The 26,749-nt window shown below is 50.9% G+C and carries 20 protein-coding genes; 13 read left to right on the top strand and 7 right to left on the bottom strand.

Annotation, left to right across the window (positions count from 1 at the left end; genetic code table 11):
* The first annotated feature begins 41 nt into the window (after nt 1-41).
* The 10 genes from WBJ53_RS18485 (at nt 42) to WBJ53_RS18530 (ending at nt 14,780) form a co-directional block, all read left to right on the top strand.
* Entirely contained in the window at nt 42-2,267 is a 2,226-nt protein-coding gene (locus tag WBJ53_RS18485) for a hypothetical protein (RefSeq protein ID WP_338868809.1), read from the top strand.
* Nucleotides 2,264-2,449: a hypothetical protein gene (locus WBJ53_RS18490; RefSeq protein ID WP_338868811.1), complete on the top strand. Its 186-nt coding sequence runs from the start codon at nt 2,264-2,266 to the stop codon at nt 2,447-2,449. Before WBJ53_RS18485 ends, WBJ53_RS18490 begins: the two co-directional genes overlap by 4 nt.
* Nucleotides 2,450-2,492: 43 nt before the next feature.
* Nucleotides 2,493-4,772: a hypothetical protein gene (locus tag WBJ53_RS18495; RefSeq protein ID WP_338868813.1), complete on the top strand. Its 2,280-nt coding sequence runs from the start codon at nt 2,493-2,495 to the stop codon at nt 4,770-4,772.
* 379 nt (nt 4,773-5,151) lie between these two features.
* Nucleotides 5,152-8,832, top strand: a complete 3,681-nt coding sequence (locus WBJ53_RS18500; protein WP_338868815.1) for a hypothetical protein — start codon at nt 5,152-5,154, stop codon at nt 8,830-8,832.
* A 34-nt stretch (nt 8,833-8,866) separates the two neighbouring features.
* On the top strand, nt 8,867-9,397 hold the full coding sequence (locus WBJ53_RS18505; RefSeq protein WP_338868817.1) for a YfiT family bacillithiol transferase: 531 nt from the start codon (nt 8,867-8,869) through the stop codon (nt 9,395-9,397).
* A 258-nt stretch (nt 9,398-9,655) separates the two neighbouring features.
* Nucleotides 9,656-10,414: an acetylxylan esterase gene (locus WBJ53_RS18510; RefSeq protein WP_338868819.1), complete on the top strand. Its 759-nt coding sequence runs from the start codon at nt 9,656-9,658 to the stop codon at nt 10,412-10,414.
* A 143-nt stretch (nt 10,415-10,557) separates the two neighbouring features.
* The gene (locus tag WBJ53_RS18515; RefSeq protein ID WP_338868821.1) at nt 10,558-11,985 is read left to right on the top strand and encodes a family 43 glycosylhydrolase; all 1,428 of its coding nucleotides are present in this window, start codon (nt 10,558-10,560) and stop codon (nt 11,983-11,985) included.
* Nucleotides 11,986-12,259: 274 nt separating this feature from the next.
* On the top strand, nt 12,260-13,222 hold the full coding sequence (locus tag WBJ53_RS18520) for a DJ-1/PfpI family protein (protein WP_338868823.1): 963 nt from the start codon (nt 12,260-12,262) through the stop codon (nt 13,220-13,222).
* 11 nt (nt 13,223-13,233) lie between these two features.
* On the top strand, nt 13,234-14,100 hold the full coding sequence (locus WBJ53_RS18525) for a DJ-1/PfpI family protein (protein ID WP_338868825.1): 867 nt from the start codon (nt 13,234-13,236) through the stop codon (nt 14,098-14,100).
* A 314-nt stretch (nt 14,101-14,414) separates the two neighbouring features.
* Nucleotides 14,415-14,780, top strand: a complete 366-nt coding sequence (locus WBJ53_RS18530; protein WP_338868827.1) for a hypothetical protein — start codon at nt 14,415-14,417, stop codon at nt 14,778-14,780.
* A 67-nt stretch (nt 14,781-14,847) separates the two neighbouring features.
* Here the strand turns inward: WBJ53_RS18530 and WBJ53_RS18535 are convergent, their stop codons facing one another.
* From WBJ53_RS18535 to WBJ53_RS18565, 7 genes are all read right to left on the bottom strand, one after another.
* Entirely contained in the window at nt 14,848-16,296 is a 1,449-nt protein-coding gene (locus tag WBJ53_RS18535) for a Gfo/Idh/MocA family oxidoreductase (RefSeq protein ID WP_338868829.1), read from the bottom strand.
* A 190-nt stretch (nt 16,297-16,486) separates the two neighbouring features.
* On the bottom strand, nt 16,487-17,380 hold the full coding sequence (locus tag WBJ53_RS18540; protein WP_338868831.1) for a sugar phosphate isomerase/epimerase family protein: 894 nt from the start codon (nt 17,378-17,380) through the stop codon (nt 16,487-16,489).
* A 76-nt stretch (nt 17,381-17,456) separates the two neighbouring features.
* Nucleotides 17,457-18,233, bottom strand: coding sequence for an SDR family oxidoreductase (locus tag WBJ53_RS18545; RefSeq protein ID WP_338868833.1), 777 nt, complete (start codon nt 18,231-18,233; stop codon nt 17,457-17,459).
* A gap of 3 nt (nt 18,234-18,236) precedes the next feature.
* Nucleotides 18,237-19,262 (bottom strand): zinc-binding dehydrogenase, encoded by a 1,026-nt coding sequence (locus WBJ53_RS18550; RefSeq protein WP_338868835.1) that lies wholly within the window; start codon nt 19,260-19,262, stop codon nt 18,237-18,239.
* A 51-nt stretch (nt 19,263-19,313) separates the two neighbouring features.
* Nucleotides 19,314-20,018, bottom strand: a complete 705-nt coding sequence (locus WBJ53_RS18555; RefSeq protein WP_338868837.1) for an orotidine 5'-phosphate decarboxylase / HUMPS family protein — start codon at nt 20,016-20,018, stop codon at nt 19,314-19,316.
* Nucleotides 20,019-20,117: 99 nt separating this feature from the next.
* Nucleotides 20,118-21,698, bottom strand: coding sequence for a sodium:solute symporter (locus WBJ53_RS18560; protein WP_338868839.1), 1,581 nt, complete (start codon nt 21,696-21,698; stop codon nt 20,118-20,120).
* A gap of 87 nt (nt 21,699-21,785) precedes the next feature.
* Complete coding sequence (locus WBJ53_RS18565; protein WP_338868841.1) at nt 21,786-22,685, bottom strand: dihydrodipicolinate synthase family protein; 900 nt, start codon at nt 22,683-22,685, stop codon at nt 21,786-21,788.
* A 205-nt stretch (nt 22,686-22,890) separates the two neighbouring features.
* On the opposite strand from WBJ53_RS18565, the gene WBJ53_RS18570 reads away from it, so the two are divergent.
* From WBJ53_RS18570 to WBJ53_RS18580, 3 genes are read left to right on the top strand one after another with little or no spacing between them, the layout of a single operon-like run.
* Nucleotides 22,891-23,715, top strand: coding sequence for an aldolase/citrate lyase family protein (locus WBJ53_RS18570; protein ID WP_338868843.1), 825 nt, complete (start codon nt 22,891-22,893; stop codon nt 23,713-23,715).
* Nucleotides 23,715-25,841, top strand: a complete 2,127-nt coding sequence (locus WBJ53_RS18575; RefSeq protein WP_338868845.1) for a hypothetical protein — start codon at nt 23,715-23,717, stop codon at nt 25,839-25,841. Before WBJ53_RS18570 ends, WBJ53_RS18575 begins: the two co-directional genes overlap by 1 nt.
* On the top strand, nt 25,838-26,728 hold the full coding sequence (locus tag WBJ53_RS18580; protein WP_338868847.1) for a glycerophosphodiester phosphodiesterase family protein: 891 nt from the start codon (nt 25,838-25,840) through the stop codon (nt 26,726-26,728). The genes WBJ53_RS18575 and WBJ53_RS18580 overlap by 4 nt, the downstream gene beginning before the upstream one ends.
* Nucleotides 26,729-26,749 lie beyond the last annotated feature (21 nt).

The following is a 26,749-nucleotide window of genomic DNA, read 5'->3' on the forward strand; positions in this document are numbered from 1 at the left end:
CCGAGGGCGTCGGTATGTACAACCTGTTTTCACTTACGATTATGCACATTCGTTATACACGATTCGCGTTCGCTTTACTTACTTTCCTCTTTTTCGACCGGGTTCTGCTGGCTCAGGCTGTCTACCAGGACAAGCCTTTCCAGCAGGACTATAGCATTAAATATTATTTCGATAAATCAGGCACCAATCTATCGAGTGTGGCCGCCGACCGCAACGGCACCATCCAGGTGCTTTCGTCCGATGGGCTACTCCACACGGCTGATGGTGCTTTTCTGCACCCCGGCACCTTAGTCCCCGATCAGCATTATCGGCCCCTGAAAGACATGAAACTACGGGCTGTCGACGCCTATGATCAGCAGTTCGTTTATCTTTCCGATAAAGCCGTTCTGAGCGATGCCTGGGCCGGAAAGCTTTTTGCCGAACATCAGTTGCCACAGGCAACCCTCTTCGCCGGAACCCCCGATCTGACGTTTCTGGTATCGGATGGTAGTGCGATGCAGGTCGTTCAGAATGGTAAAGTGCTCTGGAAAGGCACCTTCCCATCCGACGAAGCGATCGAGGCACGCTATCAGCCTGCTACCAAAACCTTCTGGATTCTGGGCAAAAAATCGCTGTATACATTACCGCTGGCTGGTTTCAAACTGACCAAAGTGTTCGATGGGTCGGGGCTTACGAGCTTTACACTAGCCCAAAACGGCACGAAAGTAATCATCGGCACCAACGATGGCTATATTGAGCTGGATGCTGTTAGCAAAAAACAGATCGGCGCGGTGCAGCGCCGACTCCCCTGGACCGAAATCACCACGGTTAATGAAGTGAACGGAAAGGTCTGGTTTGGCTCAACCAAAGGCGCGTTTGCACTGCGACCCGACGGCAAATTCGATTACTACTTTGGTGAACGCTGGCTACCGGGCAATACCGTAACGGCCATTGCCGAAGGTCCTAAAAACTCGGTACTGATTCTGACAACTGCTGGTCTGGGCCAACTCTGCTTCAAGACCATGACCCTGCACGACAAAGCCCTATTCTATGAAGATCAGGTTCGGCAGCGGCACATTCGGAATGGCTTCAATGCGTCGCTGGATAACATGACAAAAGGTAATCTGGCCACTGGCTACCTGTCCGACTCCGACAACGATGGTCTTTGGACTTCCATGTATCTGGGCGGAGAGATTTTCCGGTATGCCGTTACGAAAGATAAAGACGCCCTGCAAAACTGCCGCGAATCGCTCGATGCCATGGAGCGGCTCTACACCATCAACCCGGTTCCCGGTTTCCCGGCGCGGTCGTTTGAGCGGGCAGGTTATATCAAGCAGCTATCTGACCCTGATCGTTGGCAACATTCGCAGCAACCCGGCTGGGACTGGAAATCAACGACCAGCAGCGATGAGGTGATCGGGCATGTTTTCGCCTTCGGCGCAATGGCCGAACTGGTCGATGATAAAGACCTGCAACGCCGTTCCATTGCGCTCATCGACACGCTTATGAGCCATATCCTTTCGCACGATATGTACCTGATCGACTACGATGGCAAGCCAACCATGTGGGGCAAATGGAATCCGGATTATGTCAATAATTTCCCCACCAATGTGGGCGACCGGAAACTGAATTCGTCCAACATTATGGCTATGCTGCAAACGGCGTATCATTTCACCAAAAAGGAGAAATACAAGACCAAAGCCTACGAACTGATGCAGAAATACGGCTACCTGGAAAACCTCATGCGCCCCATGAAAGAAATTGGTCAGGCTCCCGAAAACGCTGACGACCACAGCAAACACATGTCCGAATCCTGGAATCACTCCGACGACGAGATGTATTTTGTTGGCTATTGGGGTCTATACCGGTATGCCTTTACGCCCGAACTCAAGGCCAAATATAAACAGGCTATTCTGGACCACTGGCAGGCCGAACGCCCCGAAAAAGAAGGTGCCTGGAACATCTTTACAGCCCTGACGGGTGCCAAAGATGTTGATCTACCCGAAGCTGCCTGGTATTTGCGGGAGCATCCGCTCGACCTCATCGATTGGGTAATTATGAACAGCCACCGGAAAGACATCGACCTGATGGCTGAAAACTTCCGTAATCAGACTACCAAAGAAGTACTGCCCCCCGACGAGCGGCCCATTCAGCGGCATAATGGCAATATGTTCAGCCTCGACCGTACGCGGGGTAATGGCACGTCCGAACATAGTGCGGGCGATATCTGGCTACTTCCCTACTGGATGGGTCGCTATCTGGGCGTTATCAGCGCACCAGTTAAATGATCGAAAAGAGTACCGCAACGGATGTTGCCACAACGGATGTTGCCACAACGGATGTTGCCACAACGGATGTTGCCACAACGGATGTTGCCACAACGGATGTTGCCACAACGGATGTTGCCACAACGGATGTTGCCACAACGGATGTTGCCACAACGGATGTTGCCGCAACGGATGTTGACTAGTGGCCAGGCTTTAGAACAACCTCTTTATTTGCCCTATTACACAATGAAGCTATTAACCCTTCTGAAAAAACCTAAAACGAGTTGGTTGTTCTACGGAGCGCTCTTTCGCTCTTTCACTCTTTCAACTTCCGTTGCGGCACTCTTTATATCCGCCCAATCTCCTTCTGCCTACCGCGATGTGCCCTATCAGCAGGATTACAGCATTAAATACTATACATCGGATAGTACAATTCAGCTAACGAATGTGGGCGTCGACCGGAATGGTGTCGTGCAGGTACTGTCGGCCAAAGGCTTACTGGTGCCACGAAACGGGCAGTTTCAGTATCCCGGAACCCTGGTACCAGACCGATCGTATCGGCCAATGATGGATCGGAAGCTAACCGCTTTGGCTATACGTGATCAGCAATTCGTTTATCTGGACGATAAGGCGGTTTTTAGCAATGCCTGGGCGGGTAAAATGCTTATCCACCATGCACTACCCAATGCCACGTTTTTTGCAGCAGGCACTAACAACACGTTTCTGGTATCCGATGGCACCAGCCTGAAAGCCTTTGCCGACACGACCGTCATTTGGGACGGCGCATTGAAGCAGGATGTTGTTCGTGCCATTCGCTACGAAGCCACCCAGAACCAGTTCTGGATACTGGGTTCACACTCCCTTAGCAGGTTCGATCCTGTTCGGAAACAGATCAGCGCTATTTTTCAGAGCGCGAATCTAACCTGTTTCGATCTGGCTCCGGGTAAAGTCTATGTCGGCACACACGACGGCTACTGGACCCTCGACGCCAAAACGGGTAAGCCCATTGGCACGATCCAGAAAAAACTGCCGTGGACCGACTTAACTACCATTTCGGTTGCTCACGGCACTGTGTGGTTTGGCTCGACGATGGGCGCGTTTATGCTCCGCCCCGATGGCAAATTCAACTACTATTACGGTGAACGCTGGCTACCGGGCAATACCGTAACAGCTATTGCCGAAGGAACCGACAAAACCGTATTGATTCTGACTAACAAAGGGCTGGGCGAAATTCATTTCGAACCGATGACCCTCTACCAGAAAGCACTGGTATACGAAAAACAGGTTCGGCAACGACACATCCGCTATGGGTTCAACTGCGATGTTGTAACGCTTCAGAATGGCGATCTGGCAACGGCGCAAATGGGCCAGCGTGACAGCGACAACCTCTGGACGTCGATGTATCTGGTAAGTCAGTTGTTTCGCTATAAAGTGACGGGAGATAAAGAGGCTCTGCAAAATGTTCAGGAATCGTTCGATGCCATGGAGCGGCTGTTTAGCATCACGAATATGAGCGGCTTTTTTGGTCGCGGTTTCGAACGCCGGGGCTATCATACGTTTGAAGCCAGGGCCTGGGATGGAGGTCTGACCAATGGCTGGAATCATGCCCAGGACTCCGAATGGGACTGGCGCGGCACCACCAGCAGCGACCAGACCGTTGGCCAGATGTTTACGCTCACGCTCGTGGCCGAGCTGATGGACGGCGACATAAAAAAGCGAGCCATCACGCTCATGGATCAGTTGATGACCAACATTATCAACAACGACTGGTATCTGATCGATGTCGATGGCAAGCCTACGCTCTGGGGCAAATGGAATCCGACCTATGTCAATGGCTTTCCGACGAATGTAGGCGATCGTAAGATAAACTCGTCCAACATTATTGGTTTTTTGCAGGCGGCTTATCACTTTACCGGAAAGCCAATTTACAAGGAGAAAGCCTACGAACTGATGCAGAAATATGGCTATCTGGAAAACCTCATGCGCCCCATGAACGAAATCGGCAAAGCACCAGCCGGCTCCGACGACTGGGCTAAAATGCTCTCGGAAGGCTGGAACCATTCCGACGATGAAATGTATTTTCTGGCCTATTGGTGCCTGTATCCGTATGCCTTCACGCCCGAGCTGAAAGCTAACTTCGGCGAAGCCATCAAGGATCACTGGCAAGCCGAACGCCCCGAAAAAGATGGTCTCTGGAATCTCTGCTATGCCATGACGGGTGCCAAAGCCTTCGACCTGCCCGAAACAATCTGGTATCTACAAGAATTTCCGCTCGACATGATCGAATGGCCAGTCATGAACAGCCACCGGAAAGACATCGAACGGGTGCCCGAAAATTTCCGGGGGCAAACCACACGGGAAGTACTCCCCCCCGACGAACGGCCCGAACTAAAGCATAACCGCGACCTCTTTAAACTCGACCGCCCGCAAAAGGTATCGAGCGAACTCAGCGCAGGCGATTCGTTTCTATTACCTTACTGGATGGGTCGTTATCTGGGCGTTATCAGTGCTCCGGCAAATAAATAATTGGTGGTCAAATGTAAGCGGGATAAAAGTAAAGTAACACCTATCCAAAAAATATATAAACGTAGGATCACATCGAAGATTCTGCTTATTTTGAGCAGTAACTTTTACTGCCTCTTATGCGTTTTTTTACTCTTTACTGGCCGTTTTACTAACGGCCTCTTCTGTTTTTAGTCAGTCCTATCCCACTTATTTTGAAATCAGCACGAATAGTCCCGTTTGCGAAGGACAGTTCTTCGCGATTTATGCAGCCTATTCGGTCCCTCCCTCGGGCACAACAACCAGCTTCCGATGGTCAGGTCCCAATGGCCCAATCAATACCACTGCCAGTACGCTGAACATACCTGCCTCTGCTGCTACGGCCGGTGTTTATTCAGTAACCATGACGTTCTCGGGTACGAACCAAGGCACAGCAACAGCGTCTAAAACCGTTTCGCTCGGCACGTCCAAACCCGCAGCGCTCGTACGTGATGGGCAGTACCTTAGCTCATCCCTGTCTATCTGCGGCCCAACGAGCCTATCGTTAGCGGCTTACCCCGATCAGAACTTCAGCGGCAATTCGGCTACGTACCGCTGGACCGGCCCTAACAATTTTGTGAGTAATGAACGCAACCCGGTCGTTGTTCAGGGAGTCGCTGGTTTGTACATCGTTGAGGCTACTTACCCTAATAATTGTGGCGTAGGCAAAGACACCGTACAGATTTATAACACCAACCTGTCTGTCTATACGACCGCTTATTCGGTAGGCAACAATCCGCAGCCCGTCAACAGCATTTGCCCTGGTCAGAGTATAGCGGTTCAGGCACAGGCCTCTTATCTACCCGAGGGCACAACAGTCTCCTTTCAATGGAAAGGCCCAAACGGCTTCATTAGCTCCGGGCAGAGTTTTACGCTGACTAATGCGCAGGAAACAATGACCGGGAGCTACAGCGTAACAGCTACGTTTTCGGGAAATTGCACAGGAACGGCAACTGCCACACAGCAGGTCAATGTCTGGTCACTTACGGTTCCGGCGGGTTCTTTTGCTTTTTTCAGCGATGGTAACCGGGCTCCTGCCCAAACGATTTGTCCAGGCAGTGATTTTGGTGTAGGTGCTTATGTCATGGCATATCCATCAAATACATCAAAACAAGTCGCTTTTCACTGGACCGGTCCCAATGGTTTCGTCAGCGATGTTGATAGCCCCACGATCACGAATGCAAGCACAGCTACAAGCGGCCTTTACAGCGTTACGGCAACAGTGCCAGGGGGGTGTAGTGGCACAAATTCGGTCAGTATTACGGTAGGTACTCCTACAGTAGCCGCTTTCAGTTCAGACCCGAACGATTTGTATGGAGGAGGGACAAACAGATCCTACTGCCCCGGCAGTAGCTTCAGACTTAGCGTATCGGGCAATAATAGTGCAGCTACGTATGTATGGAGTGGCCCAAACGGATTCAGTAGCACAGCCTCAAGCACAACAATTACTAATGCGACCATCGAGATGTTTGGCCCCTACAGCGTTACGGCTACATTTTCGGGCGGGTGCTCCAATACGGCTACGGCTCAGGTGAGTGCAAGCACACCAACGGTTTCCATAAATTCTCACTATGAAGCAACAGCCTCATTCGAAACTGCATTTTGTACCGGCAGTACGGTTCTCATAGACGCTTATCTTTCTAGCTCTCTGTATCCGGCAACCTATGCCTGGAGTGGTCCAAATGGGTTCACCAGCACAGCAAAAAGCTTAACCCTGGCCAATGTATCGCCCGATATGTCAGGCAACTATAGCCTTACAGTCACGTTCTCAGGAGGATGTCCTGGCACATCAGAAGCAACGAAATCGATCCTAATCGGTACGCCTACCCTATTTCTGGGTAATGCTCCTTACGCCTGTCCGGGTGGTGAGCTTAGGCTCGGCGCCGGTCTACTCATCTCCTACATCCAAACGAATATTCCGGCTAGCTATCGCTGGACAGGCCCCACCGGTTTTACGAGTACTGATCAAAAATTCATTCTACCAAATGCCACCCCGGCCATGGCTGGCACCTACAGTGTTACGGCCACGCTATCTGGCGGCTGTACGGGTACTATTACTGGTTTTGTTCAGGCACAGGTCAAAAAACCATCACTAGGGATATTTAGCCAAGCGACAAACAAATCATCTGGGGGCGATCAATATTGCCCAGGCACTTCGTTTGATGTGTATCCAATCTTCTTCGAAACTCCCGCTATCTTTCCTTCCAGCCAGTCCACGTTCTCCTACCAATGGAGTGGACCGAATAATTTCACCAGCTCGCTGAAACAGCCAACGATTCCAGCGGCCAGCACGTTGGCCTCCGGTATATATAGCCTGAAGGCTACAATTTCCGGAGAATGCAGTGGTGTATATACGTCTTCACTGGAGGTCAATATTGGTACGGCACGAAGCTTCGCTTCCGCTTTTCCATTAACAGGACTCTCGCAGAACGACTCCTACTGTCCGGGGTCTACCGTTCAGGTATCTTCATCAACTTTCCCTTATGATGCGGAGGTTATTTCCTACCAGTGGCGCGGTCCGAACGGATTTACCAGTTCGGCAAAAAGTTTTACCCTTGGGAAACTGAGTCCAGCCAATACGGGCGTATATAGTCTAACTACTATTTATGGCGGCCAGTGTGCCGGTAAACGGGTTGACTTCGTAAACATTAAAGCCGAAACTCCTTCTGTTTACATTGGTGTTTATAGGGCTAATGGAAGCGGAGGTCCCGCATTTCCACTATGTCCGGGAAACTACTACAAGCTATCGCCCAATGTACAATCCTATTCGTATGATTCTCTCGGGATTAACAACACGTACGAATGGATACTCCCTACGGGTTCAATAGCAACCTCAAGCTCCCTGACAATTAACAGTTCCAGTGCCGCCGATGCAGGACGTTATATTCTAAAAACGACACTGGGTGGAGCCTGTGCCCCTGCCGTCACACGCGATACCATTGATCTGGTTGTGGGTATACCATCTCCCCGGGTATGGTCACGAAATCTGTTTATTGCTAAGGGAAAATCAACAGCCTTACTGGCAGATCAGTGCGCCGGAGAATACGTTCGCTGGTCGGATGGACAAACAGGACGCTCTATTGTTGTCAGTCCCGTCCAAACCACCGTCTATACGGCCGTCTGCGTCAGCCTGGAAGGGTGCCTTAGCCCACCGTCTGACCCATTAACCGTTCAGGTTAGCGACCAGCCGGAAGCCGACTTAAGCGTCCAACTGATCGTTAGCAATCGAACCCCCGCCCTGAATCAGCCCGTTAGTATTACTCTGATAGTTCAAAACAGTAGTCTGCAGGAAGCGCGTAATGTCCAGATAAAAAGTCTTTTGCCTGATTTCCTGTCTGTCTTGAATACCGGTGATTTTCAGCTAAGCGGCAACACACTAACAGCAACCGTTCCAAGCGTTCCGGCAAACGGTATGATAATAGTAACGTTTCAGGTCACACCCATTGCCATCGGAACCATTCGGTTAGCCGCCCAGATCATGGCCGCTGACAACCCAGACCCTGACTCCTATCCGGGAAGTGGCACCAACGACGGGCAGGATGACATGAGCTGGGTCGATCTGCGAACAAGCCAGGCAGGTTCTCTTGTCAGCGTATCTCCTGAGCCAACTCCAGCCCTACTTCCCACTACTGCATACGATGAACTATTTTTACCTACGGATAAGATTGATTTGAGTCTGCAGGCATCTGTCAGCAATCGTACGCCTGCTATAGATGAAGTCATCACGATAACACTACAACTGGATAATTACACGAATAGACGGTTACTTAGTCCTGAGGTCAATTGTCAGTTACCAGCAGGCCTTACATTCGTAGGGGGCGCCAATTTCACCGCAGCAGGTCAGCAGATCAATTTATCGGGTGGCCGGTTCTACGAAAATTGGCCCCAAACCTTTAGCTTTCAGGCTCAGGTCACGGGCCCGATAGCCGATTCCATCAAAGCCCAGATCAGCTATTGTGATTGGGAAGATGTCGATTCCAATCCGGCCAATGGTTTCGACACGGGTGAGGACGATACGGCCCAGATCCGTTTACGCGTCAAATAAGCATTTTACTGTAACCTCTGATACTCTAAAAAATATGGACGACAACCGCAGATTTCCCATTGGCCCATTCATTAGTCAGGATACCTATCCTATTGAAGAATTAGCCAACCTGATTGATATTATAGCCGCTAGTCCGGCACAGTATCGGCAACTGGTAGAAAAGTTAGTGCCAGAAGACCTTAGCAAAACCTATCGGGAAGGAAGCTGGACCGTGCAGCAACTCGTACACCATGTGGCCGACATTCAGTTCGTGCATTTTATGCGCATGAAAAAAGCCCTGACCGAACCTAACTACAACGAGGTTACGCTGATCGACATGAATGCCTGGGCACAAACGCCTGATGCTATGGAAGCCCCCATTACCGATTCCCTCCTGCTGCTCGATGGCGCTACCCGACGCTATGTCTATCTGGCTAAATCGCTGACCAACGATCAGCTAGCCATTTCGTATTACCATCCGGTTCGGCAACGTTCCTACTCACAGGCACAGGCATTAGCGATGACGGCCTGGCACGTACAACATCACCTGGCACATATCAAACTGGCGTTAGCAATAAGCGAATGACCTTTCTGTCAACTATCAATTTTGATAACTCGGACCAATTTCTATGATTTAAGCAAGTCCGCTAAACGCAACGGTTCCCCGCCGAAACAACAATACGATGAATTAGTCGCATCGGCAGTCCGATTCCAGTAAACACTATTGATGCTAGCCCTGTAACACCTCATTCTTGTTAGAGTTAAGTTAGCACCGCTTCGTTTAGTAGGTTTCCATAAACTACGCTTTATGTAGAAATAGAAATCATTATAAAAGGAATAGGCTATGAACAGAAAATACAAATACGCATTGCCGATTCTATCGTTTATCGTTTTATCAGGATTACAAACCAGTAGCCTTACCGCTTTCGCCCAGGGACCGGGTCCTGGACAACGAATACCCCTGCCTCCCATACCGCTAAAAAGCGATACGACTCATACCCTATCCAAACACTTCACCCTGGCATCTGCTGCCAAAAAAGCGCCGGATGCAAGTGGATTTATTCAGCGCTGGCTAGTGCTGGAACCCGTAAAGAAAGATATTGTCAGGAATAATATTTTCACGGACAACTATCTCAGAACAACTTTTTCAGCCGATAATTTTTCCGGCGATTACACCACCATTCCTCACAATGGCGAAACGGTAAAAGTAGGCAATCAGGAACTGAAATGGTATGCGCTGGACAGCAAGGCATTCAACGTTAATTTATACCATTTTACCTACGCCATCAACAAGCCCAAATACGGCATACTTGTCTGGCTGGTCACGGTCATTGATAGCCCTGAAGAAATTCAAAATGTCAGGATGGCGGCCGGATGTAATTCGGGTAGTATGTGGTGGCTCAATGGTCAGGAAGCACTGCTACTTTCCGGCGACCGGGATATGATTGCCGATAATGGCACATCTGCCCGTTTAACGCTTAAAAAAGGCAGGAATATCATCCGTGGGGCCGTCATCAATGGGCCGGGAATGGCTAACTTCTGTGTTCGTTTTTTAGATGAAAAAGGGTCGCCCGTGAAAAACCTCAGTATTCGTTACGAATAATAAGTTGTGTATAATTTACTGTTTCACCCCTAAATCCCTGAATGGCAGCACTGTTAGGCACTATTTTTAACACCGAAGGTGTGTCAGGATAATACTAAAAAAGGGAAAGATTAAACGGGTTCAATTAAACCCCATTAACATACATGAAAACCACCCTGACAACCTTATTCGCCTTACTGATAACCCGAACCGTATTAGCTCAGATCGGAAGACCCTTTATCCATGACCCCTCAACCGTCACGGAATGCGATGGCAAATATTACACCTTCGGTACAGGCGGTGGTGGATTGATTTCCGACGATGGCTGGACCTGGTATGGGGGTGGGGTGAGGCCGGGTGGTGGAGCGGCTCCTGATGTCATCAAAATTGGGGATCGTTACCTGGTCATCTATGGCGCAACCGGTGGCTCGCCCAGCCACAAAGGCGCTATCCTGACCATGTGGAACAAGACATTAGACCCCAAATCCCCTGACTTTAAGTATTCTGAACCGGTTGTGGTAGCTACGTCGGATGGCTATGAAGAGAACGACGCCATTGACCCTGGCGTGATGCTCGACCCCACTACCGGACGCTTGTGGCTCACCTACGGCACGTATTTTGGCTTCACTCGCCTGATCGAATTAGACCCCAAAACCGGAGGCCTCAAAGCAGGCAATAAACCCGTCGATGTAGCCATTGTATGCGAAGCCAGCACGTTGGTTTACCGCGACGGTTGGTACTACCTGCTTGCCACGCATGGCAGTTGTTGCGATGGAGCCAACTCTACTTACAATGTGGTGGCAGGCCGTTCAAAAAAGATAACTGGCCCTTACCTCGATAATGTAGGCAGAAGCATGTTGCAAGGCGGGGGGAAACTGGTGGTAGCTACCCGTGGCGGATTAATAGGCCCCGGACATTTCGGCCATATCGTGCTGGAGAAAGGCATTGAAAAAATGTCTATCCATTACGAAGCCGATTTAGAGCAGGGTGGCCGAAGCGTATTAGGCATACTTCCGGTGGTTTGGAAAGATGGATGGCCTGTTGCCGGAGAGAAGTTTAAAGAAGGGACGTATGAAATTGAATCCGTACGACGAGGCTACGCCTTAGAGCTGGCTGTTGATTTTACAAGAATGCCCGTTGTACGGGGATTTGGTCAGCCCAACAATGAGCCTATAAAGCCCGTTCCGGCTCAGCAATTGGCCGATGTCATGAAAAACTGGCCAACCGGGACTATTACGTTAAGAATCGGCGATTACATGTCCCGCCCTCATCAACAATGGACGATTACCGATGCGCCTGATTCCACCGGGTATTTAGGTGGTCCCTATTATAAAATTGTACTGGCCGGAACCGATCGGGCCTTAGCGACCACTGCCGACGCCGAAGTAATAACCGTACCGGCATTTACCGGTACCCCCGAACAGTTATGGCGAATCGATCAATTGACGGATGGCACCTACCGGATCATGCCCAAGGTAGTACCGAATTCAGGAAAGAAAGTAGCGCTGGTATCTTCCGGTGACAGCACACCGACCCTGGCCCAATTTGATTTTAACAGCGATAATTCTAAATGGAATTTTAGGACTCCCTAAGAATATCCCCTACAGCGTTGATGCTGTGAGGATCGTTTATTGTGTTACTCACGTCATCGTTTTGCTCGTTGCTGTATATTTTAATACCGAGGATTGGTTTCACCGCAATTCCCAATTGCTAAAATTCAACAAGTTGCTCAGGTTGATCGGCTTCCCTTAAATAGCCAGGTAGCAGAAGTAGCCAGGCCACATATTTTTTGGCCCAAAATGTCCGCTATTTGGCTCGTATCAATGCCGGGTATCGCCTACTTTTACGGCCAGACTCAGCTAGATCATGTCGCCTACTCAACAAGTCATTTTTGTTGTACCACCTTATGTCCACGTTTTGGATCTGACGGGCCCCGTTCAGGTCTTTTACGAAGCCGTTGAGTATGGAGCTCCGTATCAATTACAGTACTGCTCATTTCAGAACCAGCTAGTTAGCTCAGCAGGTTTGGCTATAGGACCTGTGCAACCTTTTACCCAGGTACAACCTCAACCTGGCGATCTGATCTTTGTACCAGGCATGGAGATGGCTTATATCCGGTCCGCTGAATGTAAAGCGGAGCACGATTTCCAGCGCTGGCTCCGGGAGCAGCATCGTCAGGGTGTTAGCATATGCTCCATTTGTACGGGCGCATTTTTAGTCGCTCAGACCGGTCTGCTGGATGGCCGAAAATGTACTACCCACTGGAAGCGCGTGGACGAACTACAAACGACCTATCCACGGGTCGTTACCCAGCATGATCGATTATTCGTTCAGGATGGCGGTATCTATACCAGTGCAGGCATAACCGCCGGTATAGACCTGGCGCTGGCGATTCTGGAGGAGCGGCAAGGGCCACTTTTTGCGGCAAAGATTGCCCGTGAGTTGGTCGTCTATTTACGTCGAGGCCCCTATCATTCGCAGAAAAGCGTTTACCTTGATTACCGCAATCACATGAATGTGGCCGTTCACCACTTGCAGGACTGGCTGATTACAAATCTAAAAACGAAGGCCACGTTAGATGACCTGGCCCAGGTGGCCGGTATGAGTACCCGTAATCTAACCCGAACATTTCGAAAAGAGACGGGGATATCCATTCATGACTATACCACCCTGCTACGGCTGGAACGGGCCCGCACCCTACGGCACAATCCGGGTATGACCATGGAAGCCATTGCCGAGCAGTGTGGTTTTCAGGATGCCCGTCAGCTACGTCGAATCTGGCAGAAAGCCGAATCTAAAAATAGCACCAGGTCATTTATATCAACTTAATTCATAACCCTATGAACGTCATTCTTCAGTCCCGTTTTTACTTACTCGTTGCCGGTTGGCTCATTATTACCAGTAGTTTCCTTTGGGCTCAGAAAGTCATTGCGAAAGAACGCCTGATAGCATACTATTGCGAGCCCTGCGGCAGTAGCTGTGATTTAGAACGGCACGAAAAGCCCGGCCGTTGTCAGCATTGTGGTATGCCCCTTGTTCAACGTAGCGTTGCTCTGATGGACTCGCTGACAAGCCACCAGAGGCAGGAAAAAAAGCGGAACGTGGCCATTTTTATTCACAATGGCGTTGAAATTTTGGATTTCGCTGGCCCCAGTGAGGTGTTTGCCTCTACAGAGGGGTTCAATGTCTACACAGTGTCACTCACCAAAGAACCAATCATTAGTCAGGGATTTATTAAAATAACGCCGAATTATAGCCTGTCCGACTGTCCTAAGCCTGATATTGTGGTATTGCCAGGGGGTAAAACAGGACCGTTTATCGAGAATAAGCCACTCATCGACTGGATAAAAAACGCGTCTACGCAAGCCGAGATTATGCTATCGGTTTGCACCGGTGCCGGGTTGCTGGCTAAAGCGGGACTGCTCGATGGGAAGCAGGCGACTACCTTTCATTCTTACATCGAACCGCTCCAACGAGCAACGCCTAAAGCCCAGATTTTACGCAATACTCGTTTTGTCGACAACGGACAAATTATCACAACGGCGGGTGTTTCGGCTGGTATTGATGGTGCCCTGCACGTAGTGGCGAAATTAAAGGGGCAGGCTATAGCCACCCAAACCGCTCGCTACATGGAGTATGACAAATGGAAACCAGAGGAAGGCCTAACGGTGATGCCATCGGGTAAGGTTGCGGCAGATAATAAATAACAGCAGTCTATTGGGCCTCGTGATAGTACTTAAGCCTGTAAACTGTCGCACACTCAATACGCCACGGGGTACCCACTTGCTTATGTATCTTCAGTCCAAATTTCTATGAAACGAGCTGCTCCAATGAGTCTAGGGCCCAGGTAGGCCAATGGGGTCCTAAATCGATCGGTACCGGCTGGTCGACATGAGTCGTCAGTTCAGCCGAAGACGGTAAAGACCGATGTGGTTTCAAACTTTGTTAAAGTTGAATCCCACTTGCAACGCTGCTCTATAAAACGGAATCATACGACTATTCGCTACATCGAACAGGTCCAATGATTTCGTTAAACAAGTTCGCCAAGCTAGTTTTGGTTCTTTGCCTGACGGCAGAATTGTTGCTGCTAAATGCCTGCAAAAAATCAGAAGCGGTAACACCAACCAATTCCTATTTTCCCGCCGTAAAAGCAATTATCGGCACTAATTGCCTTTCGTGCCATAGCTCATCGGGTAGTTGGACAGGGCGTCCTGTGGCATTTGATACCGATAGTCAGATCGTCGATCTGGCCGGTGCTATCAAAGCCGCCGTTGCTGATCCAATATCACCAACCAACAAACGGATGCCGCAGGGTGGCTCCTTGTCGGAGAACGATATTAATACGATCGTAAACTGGTACGCCAAAGGCGGGAAGGCAACCGACTAAAGCCAATCGGGCGAAAGAGGGGTATTCCCGCTTCCGCCCGATCATTATAATAGCGAACTCTGATATATTACAGTGTCAGGTTCCAGCCGTCGCGATAATCGCGCTTGACAAACTGATTGGCCAGATCGTAGTTGGTGATTTTCATATTCGGAGCATCGTAATACAACTTTTTGCGACCATTATACCGCTCCGCCGAGCGTTTAGCCGACGGATTATCGCGCAGCATCCAGCTACGTAGCGCCAGGTTTCCGATCAGAATGCTCTCCGTAAATGGCGCTGCATACTCAAACGGCGAGCTCGTTACGCCTTTCCCATAACCAGCAATGCAGGCATTTACCCATTGTAGATAGTGATCTTCATTAGGAACCCGGGCAATAGTTTCGGGAATAGTGAGCGACTCATTCGCTTTCAGCGGCAACAGGCGTGGGTTAGCCCCATAGCAGTCGGCCATCAGTTTGCCTTTAGAGCCAATAAACAACACGCCCCCGTCCGAATTGCCAAAGCTTTCGCCCGGTAGCAGTTCTTCGGGCAGTTCGGGTAAAATACCACCGTCATACCAGCTTACTTTTATATCGCCTTTGCTGTCTTTACGCGGATAGTTGAGGTGAATAGACGTCGAAAAAGGTGTCCAGTCGGGATTATCGTCCTGCGGACGGAGCGTAAAGGTCCAGGTTCCGGCTACGCTGCACTCAACCGAAGTTGGGTAATCGATGGGCAGAATTCGGAACACGGGGTCCATAATGTGGCAGGCCATGTCGCCAAGCGCACCAGTTCCGTAGGGCCACCAGCCGCGCCAGTTCCAGGGCAGATAGGCTTCGTTATATGGTACTTTTTTGGACGGCCCAAGCCACAGATCGAAGTCCAGTTCTTTGGGAACATCATAGGTTTTGTCGGTCGGGATAGCCTGCGGCCACACCGGGCGGTTGGTCCAGCAGAGCACCTTATGAACCTCACCAATAATGCCCGAATCGTAGATTTCCTTCATCCGACGAACGCCGTTGCCCGATCCGCCCTGGTTGCCCATCTGGGTTATCACCTTATATTTTTTGGCGGCCTGACCCAGAATTCGGGCTTCGTAAATATCGTGGGTAAGTGGTTTCTGGGTATATACGTGTTTGCCCAATTGCATAGCCGCCAGCGTGGCCACGGCGTGGGTGTTATCGGGCGTCGAAATGGAGCAGGCATCGATATGCTTATGCTCTTTGGCGAGCATATCCCGGAAGTCTTTGTAATATGTTGCTTTCGGGAAACGAGTCCGCGACTCGACCGACTGCCGGTCGTCGACATCGCAAAGGGCTACGATGTTCACATTGGGGCTGTTGGCAAACGCAGCCAGATCACTTTTGCCTTTACCGCCCACACCAATGCCGGCAATATTTAGCTTGTCGCTTGGCGGAACAAACCCTTTACCGAGTACATGACGGGGAACAATAATAAAGGAGGTAGCGGCTAGTGACGATGTTTTCAGAAAATCACGACGACTACTTGCCGGGGGAGTCGTATTCTTCTCTTCCATAATCAGGTACGAAAATTTGAGCGTTTAGGAATAGTGCGTGTTGCCAACCAATGGCTGGCTACGTATACTATACTGATTTATAGCCCAATCGTACCTCTTTTTTTCTGACAGGATTTACAGGATGAACAGGATTTTTTATTGGACATAATTAAATCCTGTTCATCCTGTAAATCCTGTCAGAAAAAACCGTTTACTCGTCACACGGCCAGTATTCGGCTATTTTCCGGCGCAGGAAAGCCACACTCCGCTCCAGTTGAGCCATCCCATCGACACCATCTTCGATACTAATCCAGCCATCGAACCCTACGCGTTTGAGTTCCGTAAAAATGGCATCGTAGTCGTTAAGGCCCTTGCCAATTTCGCCATGACTGAGTCGTTTGGCATAGCCAGCAGCGCCCCCTTCCTCACGTCGTAGATCTTCGATGGTGCCTTCGATGAGATACCGATCACTGGCATGCATCGTTACAACCCGATTGGATACACGGTAGAGTAGTTCCAGCGGATCTTCACCCGCCAGATACGTATTGCTCGGGTCGTAGTTGACACCAAAGTTGGGATGATGAATCCGATCGACGAGCATACAGAACACGTCCATTTTCTGGGCAAATTCGGGGTAAGTCCAGAAATCGTCTTTGTAGTGATTTTCGAGGATTAGCGTGATTCCCCGTTCCTGGGCATAGGGCAAACAGGCCTCAATGCATTCGGCGGCCAGCGAAACGCCTTCTTCCATCGACAGTTCGGGCCGACGTTGCCCCGACAATACCCGGCAGTAGGAACCACCCAGTATATACGTCATATCGATCCAGCGCTTTTGCTTTTCGATTTCCTGCGCGCGAAAGGCGGGGTCGGGATGCGTAAAGTCGGGCGAACAACACATCATCGGAATAACCTTACCGTGTGCTTCTACCTGCTGCCGAAACAGCGGCCAGTTGGCTTCATCGGCCATTTCCAGAAACCCGGCATACCATTCCAGCCCATCGATATTTAATTGAGAAGCCAGCTCAATCCATTCCGAAACCGTCATGGTTCCATCCTTACAAAGCTGTTGCATAAATGCCTTCGGGAAGGCGGCTAATTGAGGCATAGATTTAAAGAGTGAAAGAGTGAAAGAGCGAAAGAGTGAAATTGATGCGTCAGCCACTCTTTCGCTCTTTCACTCTTTAATTTTTAGGTAAGTTTCGTCCAATAAACGGGAATTGTTCCAGATCGACACTTTGTCCGCTGACGGGGCCGCTTTCGTCGGCGAGCCAGTATACGGCTGCGGCTGCGATTTCGTCGGGCATCAGCATTCGTCCTGCCGGGGAAAGCTCGGCGGGTAGTGTTCTGTACCAGTCGTCGGGCATTCCCTGCTCGCGTTTTCGTTCGATTTCGCGCTCAGTCAAAACCCAGCCCGGATTGATTTGATTGACGCGAACACCATATTCCCGATGCAGCGAATCGCCCAGATTGCGGGTCATGGTCAGCAATGCTCCTTTCGATACACTGTAGGCCATCAGATTCGGTTCGCCACTCCACGCATTCACCGAGCCGATATTGAGTACACAACCCCGGCGCTCCTGCAAGTGCGGCAACGCAGCTTTGATCAGCGCAAACGGTGCCAGCGTATTCACGTCGAGTACCTGCCGAAACAAAGCCAGATCTGTTGTTTCGATATTCGATGAGGCCACAAAAGCCGCATTGTTGACAATGGCATCGAGTCGCCCAAACGTGGCCATCGCCAGATCGACCAGGTGCTGCGGTGCCTCGTCGGCTGTAATTTCTTCGATATGTAGCACCGCCCGGTCAGCACCTAACTCGGCCACTACAGCTTCGCCCAGGTCGCGTTCCAGGCCATGCACAACTACGTTGGCACCTTCGGTAACACAGCGTCGGGCAATGGCTTTACCGATGCCCGTGCAACTGCCCGTTACGATCACCACCTTATCCTGCAATCGCATCAGCTATATGGGTTTCAGTACACTTTTCACTACCTCGCCCTTGTGCATTTTTTCAAAGGCTTCGTGCCAGTTGGTAATGTCCCAAACACCGCCAATGATGGGTTTTACGTCGAGTTGGCCACTGGCCAGCAACGAAATAACGCGCTCCCAGATGGGCCAGTTATGGCTAAAACTTCCCTGAAGCGTTACATTTTTCTGCACCAGCGGATCGAGAGAAAAACCCAGCGGTTGCGGCCCCCAGCCAACTTTGGTAATATGGCCATTCGGCCGCACCAGTTGCATGGCTATTTTTAGGGTAGCACTGGCACCAGCCGCATCAATGATACAATCGGCACCAAGCCCATCGGCTTGTTTAGCCCATTCAGAAGCATCGCCCACAATAGCCGTACAGCCATACTGTTCGGCTATGGCCAACCGGTGCCGGTCGGCTTCCAGACCAACAACGGCAACATCGGCTCCGCACAGTTTCGCAACAGCCGCACACAGAATCCCAATGGTGCCCGGCCCAAGCACAATGACCCGGTCGCCGGGTTTCAGGCGTGTATTTTCGACAACGGCATTGAAAGCCACACAGCAGGGCTCCGTCAGGCAGGCCTGTTCAAACGCCAGTTGCTCGGGCACCAGGTGCAGGCAGCGAGCGGGTACCCGTACGTAGCGCGTCATGGCTCCATTGACCCCATAGCCGAAGCCTTTGCGAGTCGGATCGAGATTGTATAGCCCACGACGCGACATTGGATTGTTCGGATCGATGACAGCCGCTGTTTCGCTGACAACCCGGTCGCCTTCGCGCCAGCCCGACACCCGGCTTCCTAATTCAACAATATGGCCACCAAATTCATGACCCAGCACCACCGGATAGTTTACGGGCCAGCTATGATCGGAGGTCCACTGATGCAGGTCGCTCCCGCAAACACCTACATTGGCTACTTCGAGCAAAACATCGTCTTCGCCAATAGCTGGCCGGTCGATCTCACGAATTTCGACCGACCCTTTCTCTGGCGCATAATTAACAACGGCAGCAGATTTCATAGAGTAATCAACAAATTAGCTAAGGAATTAGGAATGGATGCCGCCAGACACTCACTGAGCAACGGCGACATCGCCATAGGCATGAATTTTTTCGCAGATGAGCCGCAACGACGCTTCCAGATTTCCATCGGCGGTTTTAAACGCATCGGCATCGATGGTCAGGGGAGCACCCAGGACGACTAGCGGAGCGCCGTATTCCGGGCAACGAATGGCCTGTTCGAGGCTCAGCCCACCCACCGCCTGAACGGGCACCTTTACGGCCTGCACAACCTCACGAAGCTGATCCAGCGGGCTCGGCATCCGGTGACCCTGGGCCGCAATGCCGCGTCGTTCGTCGTAGCCAATGTGGTGAATTACATAATCGCAGCCCAGATCTTCGAGCCATTTGGCCCCTTCTACCATGTCGGGGCATACCATGTTATCGCCCATTACTTTCACGCCAAAATCCTGCCCGGCTTTCACAACGCATTTAATGGTTTCGGCATGAGCCCGAGCCATAACCACAACGTGCGTAGCCCCTGCTTTGGCCATCATTTCGGCTTCCAGATAACCGCCATCCATTGTTTTGAGGTCGGCTACAATAGGCACGCCCGGAAACGCTTCACGCAGTTTACGAACACCATGCAAGCCTTCGGCCAGGATCAACGGCGTTCCGGCTTCGAGCCAGTCGACACCAGCCCGCATAGCCAAAGCCGCCGTTTCGAGGGCTTCGTCGATGTTGGTCAGGTCAAGAGAAATTTGAACAATTGGTTTCATTACTAAAGAGTGAATAAGATGGTTATTAGTTAATTAGTCATTGGTCATTTGGAAGGGGCTGTTTTTGTCAGATGCCCCTTCCAAATGACCAATGACTAATTAACGTTCATAGACTTCGCTGACGGGTTTGGGGGTTTTACGGCGCAGGTTGCTGAGCAGTATGCCAACCAGGAAAATGGTTAAGGTACCAACCACCATGATCATGTTCTGCTGCAAGTGGCTCTTCAGGTAATCGTACTGCTCAGGAATTTGCGGTGAAAACGTCATCCAGACAATCACCAGCAGCCCAATCAGAGTTGCCACCAATGCTTCGGCATTGCCGGTCCGTTGCGAAATGATACCCAGCAGGAACAGACCCAGCATTCCACCGGCAAAAATACCCGACAGCAGCCACCAGACATCGAGTACGCTTTTTACACCAATCATGGCAATACCCATTGCCATACCCAGCAATCCAAAGCAGGTTGTAGCAATGTATAGTAGCCGCAACGACTGCTTTGAGGTTAAGTCCGACTTCACATACCGCTGGTAAATATCGACCGAGAAAACCGTTGCCGACGCGTTCATTCCCGAACTGATCGTACTCATCGCGGCAGACAGAATAGCGGCTACAATCAGCCCCAGCAAGCCCGTTGGCACTTTAGACACCATAAAGTTGGGCATCACTTTGTCGCCAATATCAGCCGGACTAAGCGTTGCGGCCAGTTGTCGGATAGCGTCCGGGGTTCCGTTCGGCAGGCGCTCGGCCGCTACCTGAAGCTGGACGGCCTGAAGCAATTCGGGGTTGGTTTGATAGTAGGCATATAAGCATGATCCGATCACGAAGAAAATCAGCGAAATGGGCACATAGAGGTAGACACACAGCCAGATCGACCGGGCCGCTTCGCGAATAGACGTGGTGGTATGGTAGCGCTGTACATAGTTCTGATCCATACCGAAGTTGTTCAGATTCATAAAAAAACCGTACAGCAGCACAACCCAGAACGTAGGCTGCGTAAAGTCGGGCGCAAAACTACCCAAACTGAATTTGTGGTCTGCCTTTCCGATTTCCATAATTCGATCCACTCCGCCCGACATTCCCGAAACCACCAGCCAAAGAATCACGAGCGCACCCACAGTTTTCACCACGCCCTGCACCACCTCCGTCCAGATTACGGCTTCAATGCCACCCAACACCGTATAAAGCACAATACAGGTTCCAACAACGAGCATGATGGTCTGCATCGAATAGCCGGTTAATGCCTGTAGGCTAAGAGCAATTCCCAGAAAAATGGACCCCATCCGGGCCAGTTGTGTCAGCAGAAAACAGATTACGGCATAGGTACGCGCCCAGGCGCCAAACCGGTGTTCGAGGTGCGTATAAGCCGACACTTCGCCGGTGTGGCGATAAAAAGGCACAAAAAAACGGGCCGCCACCCAGGCCGCCAGTGGCATCGACAGGCTGAACACAAACGAATTCCAGTTGCTGCCAAAGGCTTTTCCGGGTACGCCCAGAAAGGTATTGCTGCTCAGAAACGTTGCGTATAACGACATACCGATGGCCCAGCCCGGAATCTTACCCGAAGCGGTCGTGAACTGATCGGCATTTTTTGTTTTTCGGGAAAAATAGATCCCAACCGCTACCATACTGACCAGATAAATGCCAATAATGAGCAAATCAATTATGGGGAGCGTTTTCATAAGGCTAAGGGCTTTAGGAACAAATGCAATAGCATATTCGACAACGGCATCCGTGCCGGACGAATACTTGAGTGATCAATAACTGGCCTACAACACCAGCGGAATTTCGTACATCCCGGCTAAGGCCTTAAACGAATCCATTAACGCATTCAGGCGAATCAGGTCGACATTGGCCATTGTTTCGGCCGGGATTCGGGTATTGGTTTCGATTTTCAGGCCACGTCGTTGCAGAAACAGCTTGGCCGCAAATGGATAAAAAACGTGCGTAACCCGGTCCATCATAGTCAGAAAGGCATGAAGTTGGTTCAGGGCTTCGGTGCGTCCCTCCTGGCGGTAGGTTTTCAGCAGATAGCTGTACGGTTCAGGATAAAAATTACCCGAAATCGGCGAAATACCCCGCGCACCCGAATCGAGCGAATCGAGAGCAGTAGCCGTATCGGCGTTATAAAAACCAAACAGCGTTCCCTCAACCGCTTTCGCTTTCCGATCGATGGCCCCCGAATGGCAACTGGTGTCTTTATGATACACAAACCGACCGGTGTCGGCCATCCAGCGCATGATGCCAGGGCTTAGCAGTCGTTTGTAGGGCATCGGGCATTCGTATACACCGAGCGGAATATCACCCGTTTGCGCCATAATCGTTTCCAGCCGCGCCTTCAGTACGTCTTCGCTCTCATCGGGTTCGACCAGCATACTCGTGATCAGAATAACCGCCTGCGTACCGGTGTCGTATATCTTTTTAATGAACTCACTATTAGCCGTCATATCGCGGCTAAACGTTCCGGTTGCCACTACCGGAACCGCTCCCTGACAATGATCGACAACGGTTTTGGTAATCAGCAATCGCTCATTATCGGTAAGCTGAAACATTTCGCTCGACAGGCAATTGGCAAACAAACCATTCGACCCAGCATCCAGATACAGCGTGGTAATTCGCTTTAAACCATCTATATCGACATGATTGCTTGTTGTAAAAGGGGTTAACATTACAGGCCATAAGCCTTCTGGTAGGGGATTCTCCAGCGCCATTGGGTATTCTATTGAGTTAAATCGAGAAAAGGCAACTCCTAGTCCGGTTATACTACTAGTTGCTGATTAATTCAGACTATCGACTGCATCAATTTATTCGCAGGTATAGTAGCCCGAAGCCTTCATTGAACAGTACTATCAGTAACCTGTATTTGCTCATTCAATGAAGGAATCAAGCCCTTTAAGCCTCCTGCAAAAGCTCAAAAACGGCCAGAACGTCTACGGCACCTGCATTACCTCAACGGCGCCCATGTGGCCCAAAGCGATCAAACAAACGGGTGTCGATTTTGTGTTTCTGGATACCGAACACATCCCGCTCGACCGCGCCGAACTGGCCCAGCTCTGTCAACAGTTCCGGGCCTATGACATTACGCCCATTGTTCGGATTCCGAGCCCCGACCCTTACCGGGCCTGCCAGGTGATCGATGGCGGTGCCCTCGGTGTTGTTGCCCCTTATCTGGAATCAATAGAGCAGGTTCGGGAACTGGTGGGCGCAACCAAGTTCCGCCCGCTGAAAGGCGAACGACTACAGGCTTACCTGACCGGAACCGAAACGATGTCGGCCGAGATGAAAGCCTATATCGACAGCTATAATCCTGGCATCATCTGTATTGCCAACATCGAAAGCGTTCCGGCCCTGAACCGGCTCAACGAACTGCTTTCTGTACCGGGGCTTGATGCCGTTTTTATTGGGCCTCACGACCTGTCGGTTAGTCTGGGGTTACCCGAGCAATATGACCACCCCGACTTTGAAGCTGCCGTCCGAACCATTATTCATAAAACACGGGCGCAGGGGTTGGCCATTGGCATTCATTTCTCCCTCGAACCCGAACGGCAAATTCAGTGGATGCGGGAAGGTGTCAACATGGTTGTGCATAGTTTCGACGTAGCCCTGTTCAGTCAGCGGCTGCGCCACGATTTACGCATTATTAAAGAAGCTGCGGGCGACGATCAATCGACCGATTCAACCACCCAACTGATTGTCTGATGCGCAGGCTAGCCCTTTTTCGTAGTCACGAAACCCCAATCTGGCACTGGCGAAACATACTCCTCGGCGGACTGGCTCTGTCGATTGGCTGGGGCATACGGGGTAATTTTGGGCACGAATACGGTGCCGCTTTTGCGGGCTGTCTGGCTGCGCTGGTTATTCCCCTGATGTCGGGTCGCCCCGACTGGCGGAATCGTGTGCTCTACTTTGGTTTTTTCGGCGCTATTGGCTGGGGATTTGGCGCTTCGGTATCCTACATGCAGGTGATTGCCTACACGCAAAGTGGCCATAGTCTGTCGCAATGGTATGGCTACGTTGCCTTATTCTACATCGGATTTTTGTGGGCCGGATTGGGCGGGGCCGGTACGGCGCTGGCTGCGGTGGCCGAGCGAGACCGACTGGTTCGTCTGGTTACGCCGATTTTATTTTTGTTTGGGTTCTGGTTTCTTCAGGACCTGATCGAAGATCCGATTGCCCATGCGCTGCAATCGGGTATCAAGCTGGACCATACAGCCTCCCGACACAAAAGTCCGTTGTATTGGTTCGATGCCGATTATCTGGCCGCATCCACCGCACTGCTGGCAATGGGCGTTTATGATCTGGTTGATCGAAAAAGCCGCAATGGCTGGTGGTTGCCCGTCTTTGCCCTCGCAGGTGCTCTGGCGGGCTGGCTTGTTCAGTCGTTGCTGCATTCGCTCGGTTGGGACCAGTCGCTGGCTTCGCTCCTGACCTATCAACTGGGCGACCTAACCTATGTTGATCCCGAAACGGGTAAACTGGCCTACGACCCGCATAATTTTCTGAATAACTGGCCGCAGTGGTTTGGCGATTATCCCGATCATATTGGCTGGGTGATAGGGCTTATGCTCGGATTCGGGATCTATTTCGTTCGCTTTGGCAAGTTCCGCAATGGGTCTTCGCTGATTGTGTATATGGCTACGGGCTGGCTGCTGAGCTTTTTGGCCTTCCCGGTACTGGGCAGTCTGCTGTTTGCCGATACCGGTGGACTCCGCATGACGCCACCCCGCAGCGACGACTGGGCCGGCATTACGGGTGTATTCGTTGGCATGATCTTCTGGATGCGCCGAAATGACTTGCTTCCGGTGGCTACAGCATCGGTTATTAGTGGCACCATCGGCGGATTAGGCTTCTCCGGTATTCAATGGATCAAACAATTCCTGATGGTTCCCGGCAATCCGCGCATTTTGCTCGGTCAGGGAATGTCCCCCGACAGTATTCCGTTCCGGTCGACGGTCGACACCTGGGCCAGTTGGCAACAACAGAACTGGCATAGCTTTCTGGAACAGAGTTATGGGTTTGTCAATGGACTGGCCATTGTGGCGGCACTGGGTTTTCTGGCAACCCGAATTCCCCAACACAACGATACCAAAGCAGATGGCGCCATTGGCGGAAAATGGACTCTCGGCGTGGCTGCTATAGTTGTTCTGGTAGCCATTCCATATGTCAATCTCGTAAAAAACGTTGAAGAGTGGGGTAAACAACTTAACCCTGAAGTATGGACTCAGGAAGTTACGTTACCCAACGGTACTCAGGAAACGGAACCCGCCGTCTGGGAAGTACCTTATCTGGGGCACCTGCCCGGTGCTGACTTCCTGCACCTAACACCGGTCGGCTGGTTTAACCTGACCTGGCTAGGAGTGCTTATACTGTTCATCGTTCTGGTTCGTCGGCATTTCCGGGAACCGCTGGCCGTTATTCCCACAAGCTGGCTCGGCAAAGGGCAACTGGTTTTTCTGATCCTGCTCTGGCTTATGGTTGTTGGTAATTTTGAACGGGCGCTGGTCAACTGGCACCCCAGCCGATTGCTCACCGAATGGGTCATTACGTTCAACGCGATTCTGGCAACATTCCTGATCATAACCCTTCCGTCGAAAGCTGAATCCGTCGTTGTTCAGGCATCGGAATCGTTTACGCTCCTCTATAAACAAGTCTGGCTGAGAGCTGCCATTGCCATTATTCTGCCTACTACCTTCTTCTGGCTGACGAACCGACTGATTTATCAGTATCCACTTCAGGAAAAACACGATACCATGTATCATACCCGCTTTGGGCAGGAAGCCGACTGGCGGGCTAAACCAAATCTGAAAAACGCCCAGCATAAATGAAATATCCATCTGGTTTCCGGGCCTATATCACCAGCCTATGTTTGTCCGCTGGCCTTATTAGTATCTACAGTTCGGCTTCTGGTCAATCGGGTTCTACTATGCAACCTTCCGATTCTATTCAATACTACCGAACCGTTCTTGCCAAACGCTATCCAACTGATGTTTCGGCGCACCGGGGCGCATCGGGCATTGCCCCCGAAAATACACTGGCAACGTACCGCGAAGTGCTAAAGATGCAGGTTGCCTATATTGAGATTGATGTCAGAACGACGAAAGACGGACAGTTAGCTATTCTGCACGATGGGTCGCTGAACCGCACAACCACAGGTACTGGCCCCATGAAAGAGCAAACACTGGCCAGCCTGAAAGCGCTGTCGGCCGGGAAAGGCTATGGCGATTCGTTTCGGGATGAACGCATTCCAACCCTGGACGAAGTTTGTAAGCTGGTTGCCGATTGGAATGCCAGCCATCCGCACAAAACCAATCTGTATGTCGATTGTAAGGAGGTAACTCCTCAACCGCTGGTCGAAACCCTCCAAAAATATGGCTTGTTCAACGAGGCCGTTTTCTACGGATCGGATGATTATCTGCTGAGCCTGAAAAACGTAGCACCAACGGCCCGGTTAATGCCTTCGCTGAATAAAGCCGACGAATTGTCCGACAAAATCAATAAACTGCATCCCTACGCGTTCGACCTTCGCTGGCAGGCAGTCAATGAATCGCTTATCGAACAAATTCATCGACATGGGATCAAAGCCTTTTCGGATCTGCTCGGCCCAGCCGATACTGCCGAACAATACCGCAAAGCCGCCCACCTGAAACTCGACGTTATCCAGACCGACTTTGTCCTCAACGTTTATAAGGCCCTGAGCAGCAAGCCCAATTAAGATTGTCCAAATCGAAAAGGC

Origin of the sequence: Spirosoma sp. SC4-14 (assembly GCF_037201965.1) — a bacterium.
In the GTDB taxonomy this organism is placed as follows: Bacteria; Bacteroidota; Bacteroidia; order Cytophagales; family Spirosomataceae; genus Spirosoma.

Coding starts and splice junctions, on each gene's coding strand:
- WBJ53_RS18485 (WP_338868809.1), top strand. CDS start 42: ATGCACATTCGTTATACACGATTCGCGTTCGCTTTACTTACTTTCCTC.
- WBJ53_RS18490 (WP_338868811.1), top strand. CDS start 2,264: ATGATCGAAAAGAGTACCGCAACGGATGTTGCCACAACGGATGTTGCC.
- WBJ53_RS18495 (WP_338868813.1), top strand. CDS start 2,493: ATGAAGCTATTAACCCTTCTGAAAAAACCTAAAACGAGTTGGTTGTTC.
- WBJ53_RS18500 (WP_338868815.1), top strand. CDS start 5,152: ATGACGTTCTCGGGTACGAACCAAGGCACAGCAACAGCGTCTAAAACC.
- WBJ53_RS18505 (WP_338868817.1), top strand. CDS start 8,867: ATGGACGACAACCGCAGATTTCCCATTGGCCCATTCATTAGTCAGGAT.
- WBJ53_RS18510 (WP_338868819.1), top strand. CDS start 9,656: ATGAACAGAAAATACAAATACGCATTGCCGATTCTATCGTTTATCGTT.
- WBJ53_RS18515 (WP_338868821.1), top strand. CDS start 10,558: ATGAAAACCACCCTGACAACCTTATTCGCCTTACTGATAACCCGAACC.
- WBJ53_RS18520 (WP_338868823.1), top strand. CDS start 12,260: ATGTCGCCTACTCAACAAGTCATTTTTGTTGTACCACCTTATGTCCAC.
- WBJ53_RS18525 (WP_338868825.1), top strand. CDS start 13,234: ATGAACGTCATTCTTCAGTCCCGTTTTTACTTACTCGTTGCCGGTTGG.
- WBJ53_RS18530 (WP_338868827.1), top strand. CDS start 14,415: ATGATTTCGTTAAACAAGTTCGCCAAGCTAGTTTTGGTTCTTTGCCTG.
- WBJ53_RS18535 (WP_338868829.1), bottom strand. CDS start 16,296: ATGGAAGAGAAGAATACGACTCCCCCGGCAAGTAGTCGTCGTGATTTT.
- WBJ53_RS18540 (WP_338868831.1), bottom strand. CDS start 17,380: ATGCCTCAATTAGCCGCCTTCCCGAAGGCATTTATGCAACAGCTTTGT.
- WBJ53_RS18545 (WP_338868833.1), bottom strand. CDS start 18,233: ATGCGATTGCAGGATAAGGTGGTGATCGTAACGGGCAGTTGCACGGGC.
- WBJ53_RS18550 (WP_338868835.1), bottom strand. CDS start 19,262: ATGAAATCTGCTGCCGTTGTTAATTATGCGCCAGAGAAAGGGTCGGTC.
- WBJ53_RS18555 (WP_338868837.1), bottom strand. CDS start 20,018: ATGAAACCAATTGTTCAAATTTCTCTTGACCTGACCAACATCGACGAA.
- WBJ53_RS18560 (WP_338868839.1), bottom strand. CDS start 21,698: ATGAAAACGCTCCCCATAATTGATTTGCTCATTATTGGCATTTATCTG.
- WBJ53_RS18565 (WP_338868841.1), bottom strand. CDS start 22,685: ATGTTAACCCCTTTTACAACAAGCAATCATGTCGATATAGATGGTTTA.
- WBJ53_RS18570 (WP_338868843.1), top strand. CDS start 22,891: ATGAAGGAATCAAGCCCTTTAAGCCTCCTGCAAAAGCTCAAAAACGGC.
- WBJ53_RS18575 (WP_338868845.1), top strand. CDS start 23,715: ATGCGCAGGCTAGCCCTTTTTCGTAGTCACGAAACCCCAATCTGGCAC.
- WBJ53_RS18580 (WP_338868847.1), top strand. CDS start 25,838: ATGAAATATCCATCTGGTTTCCGGGCCTATATCACCAGCCTATGTTTG.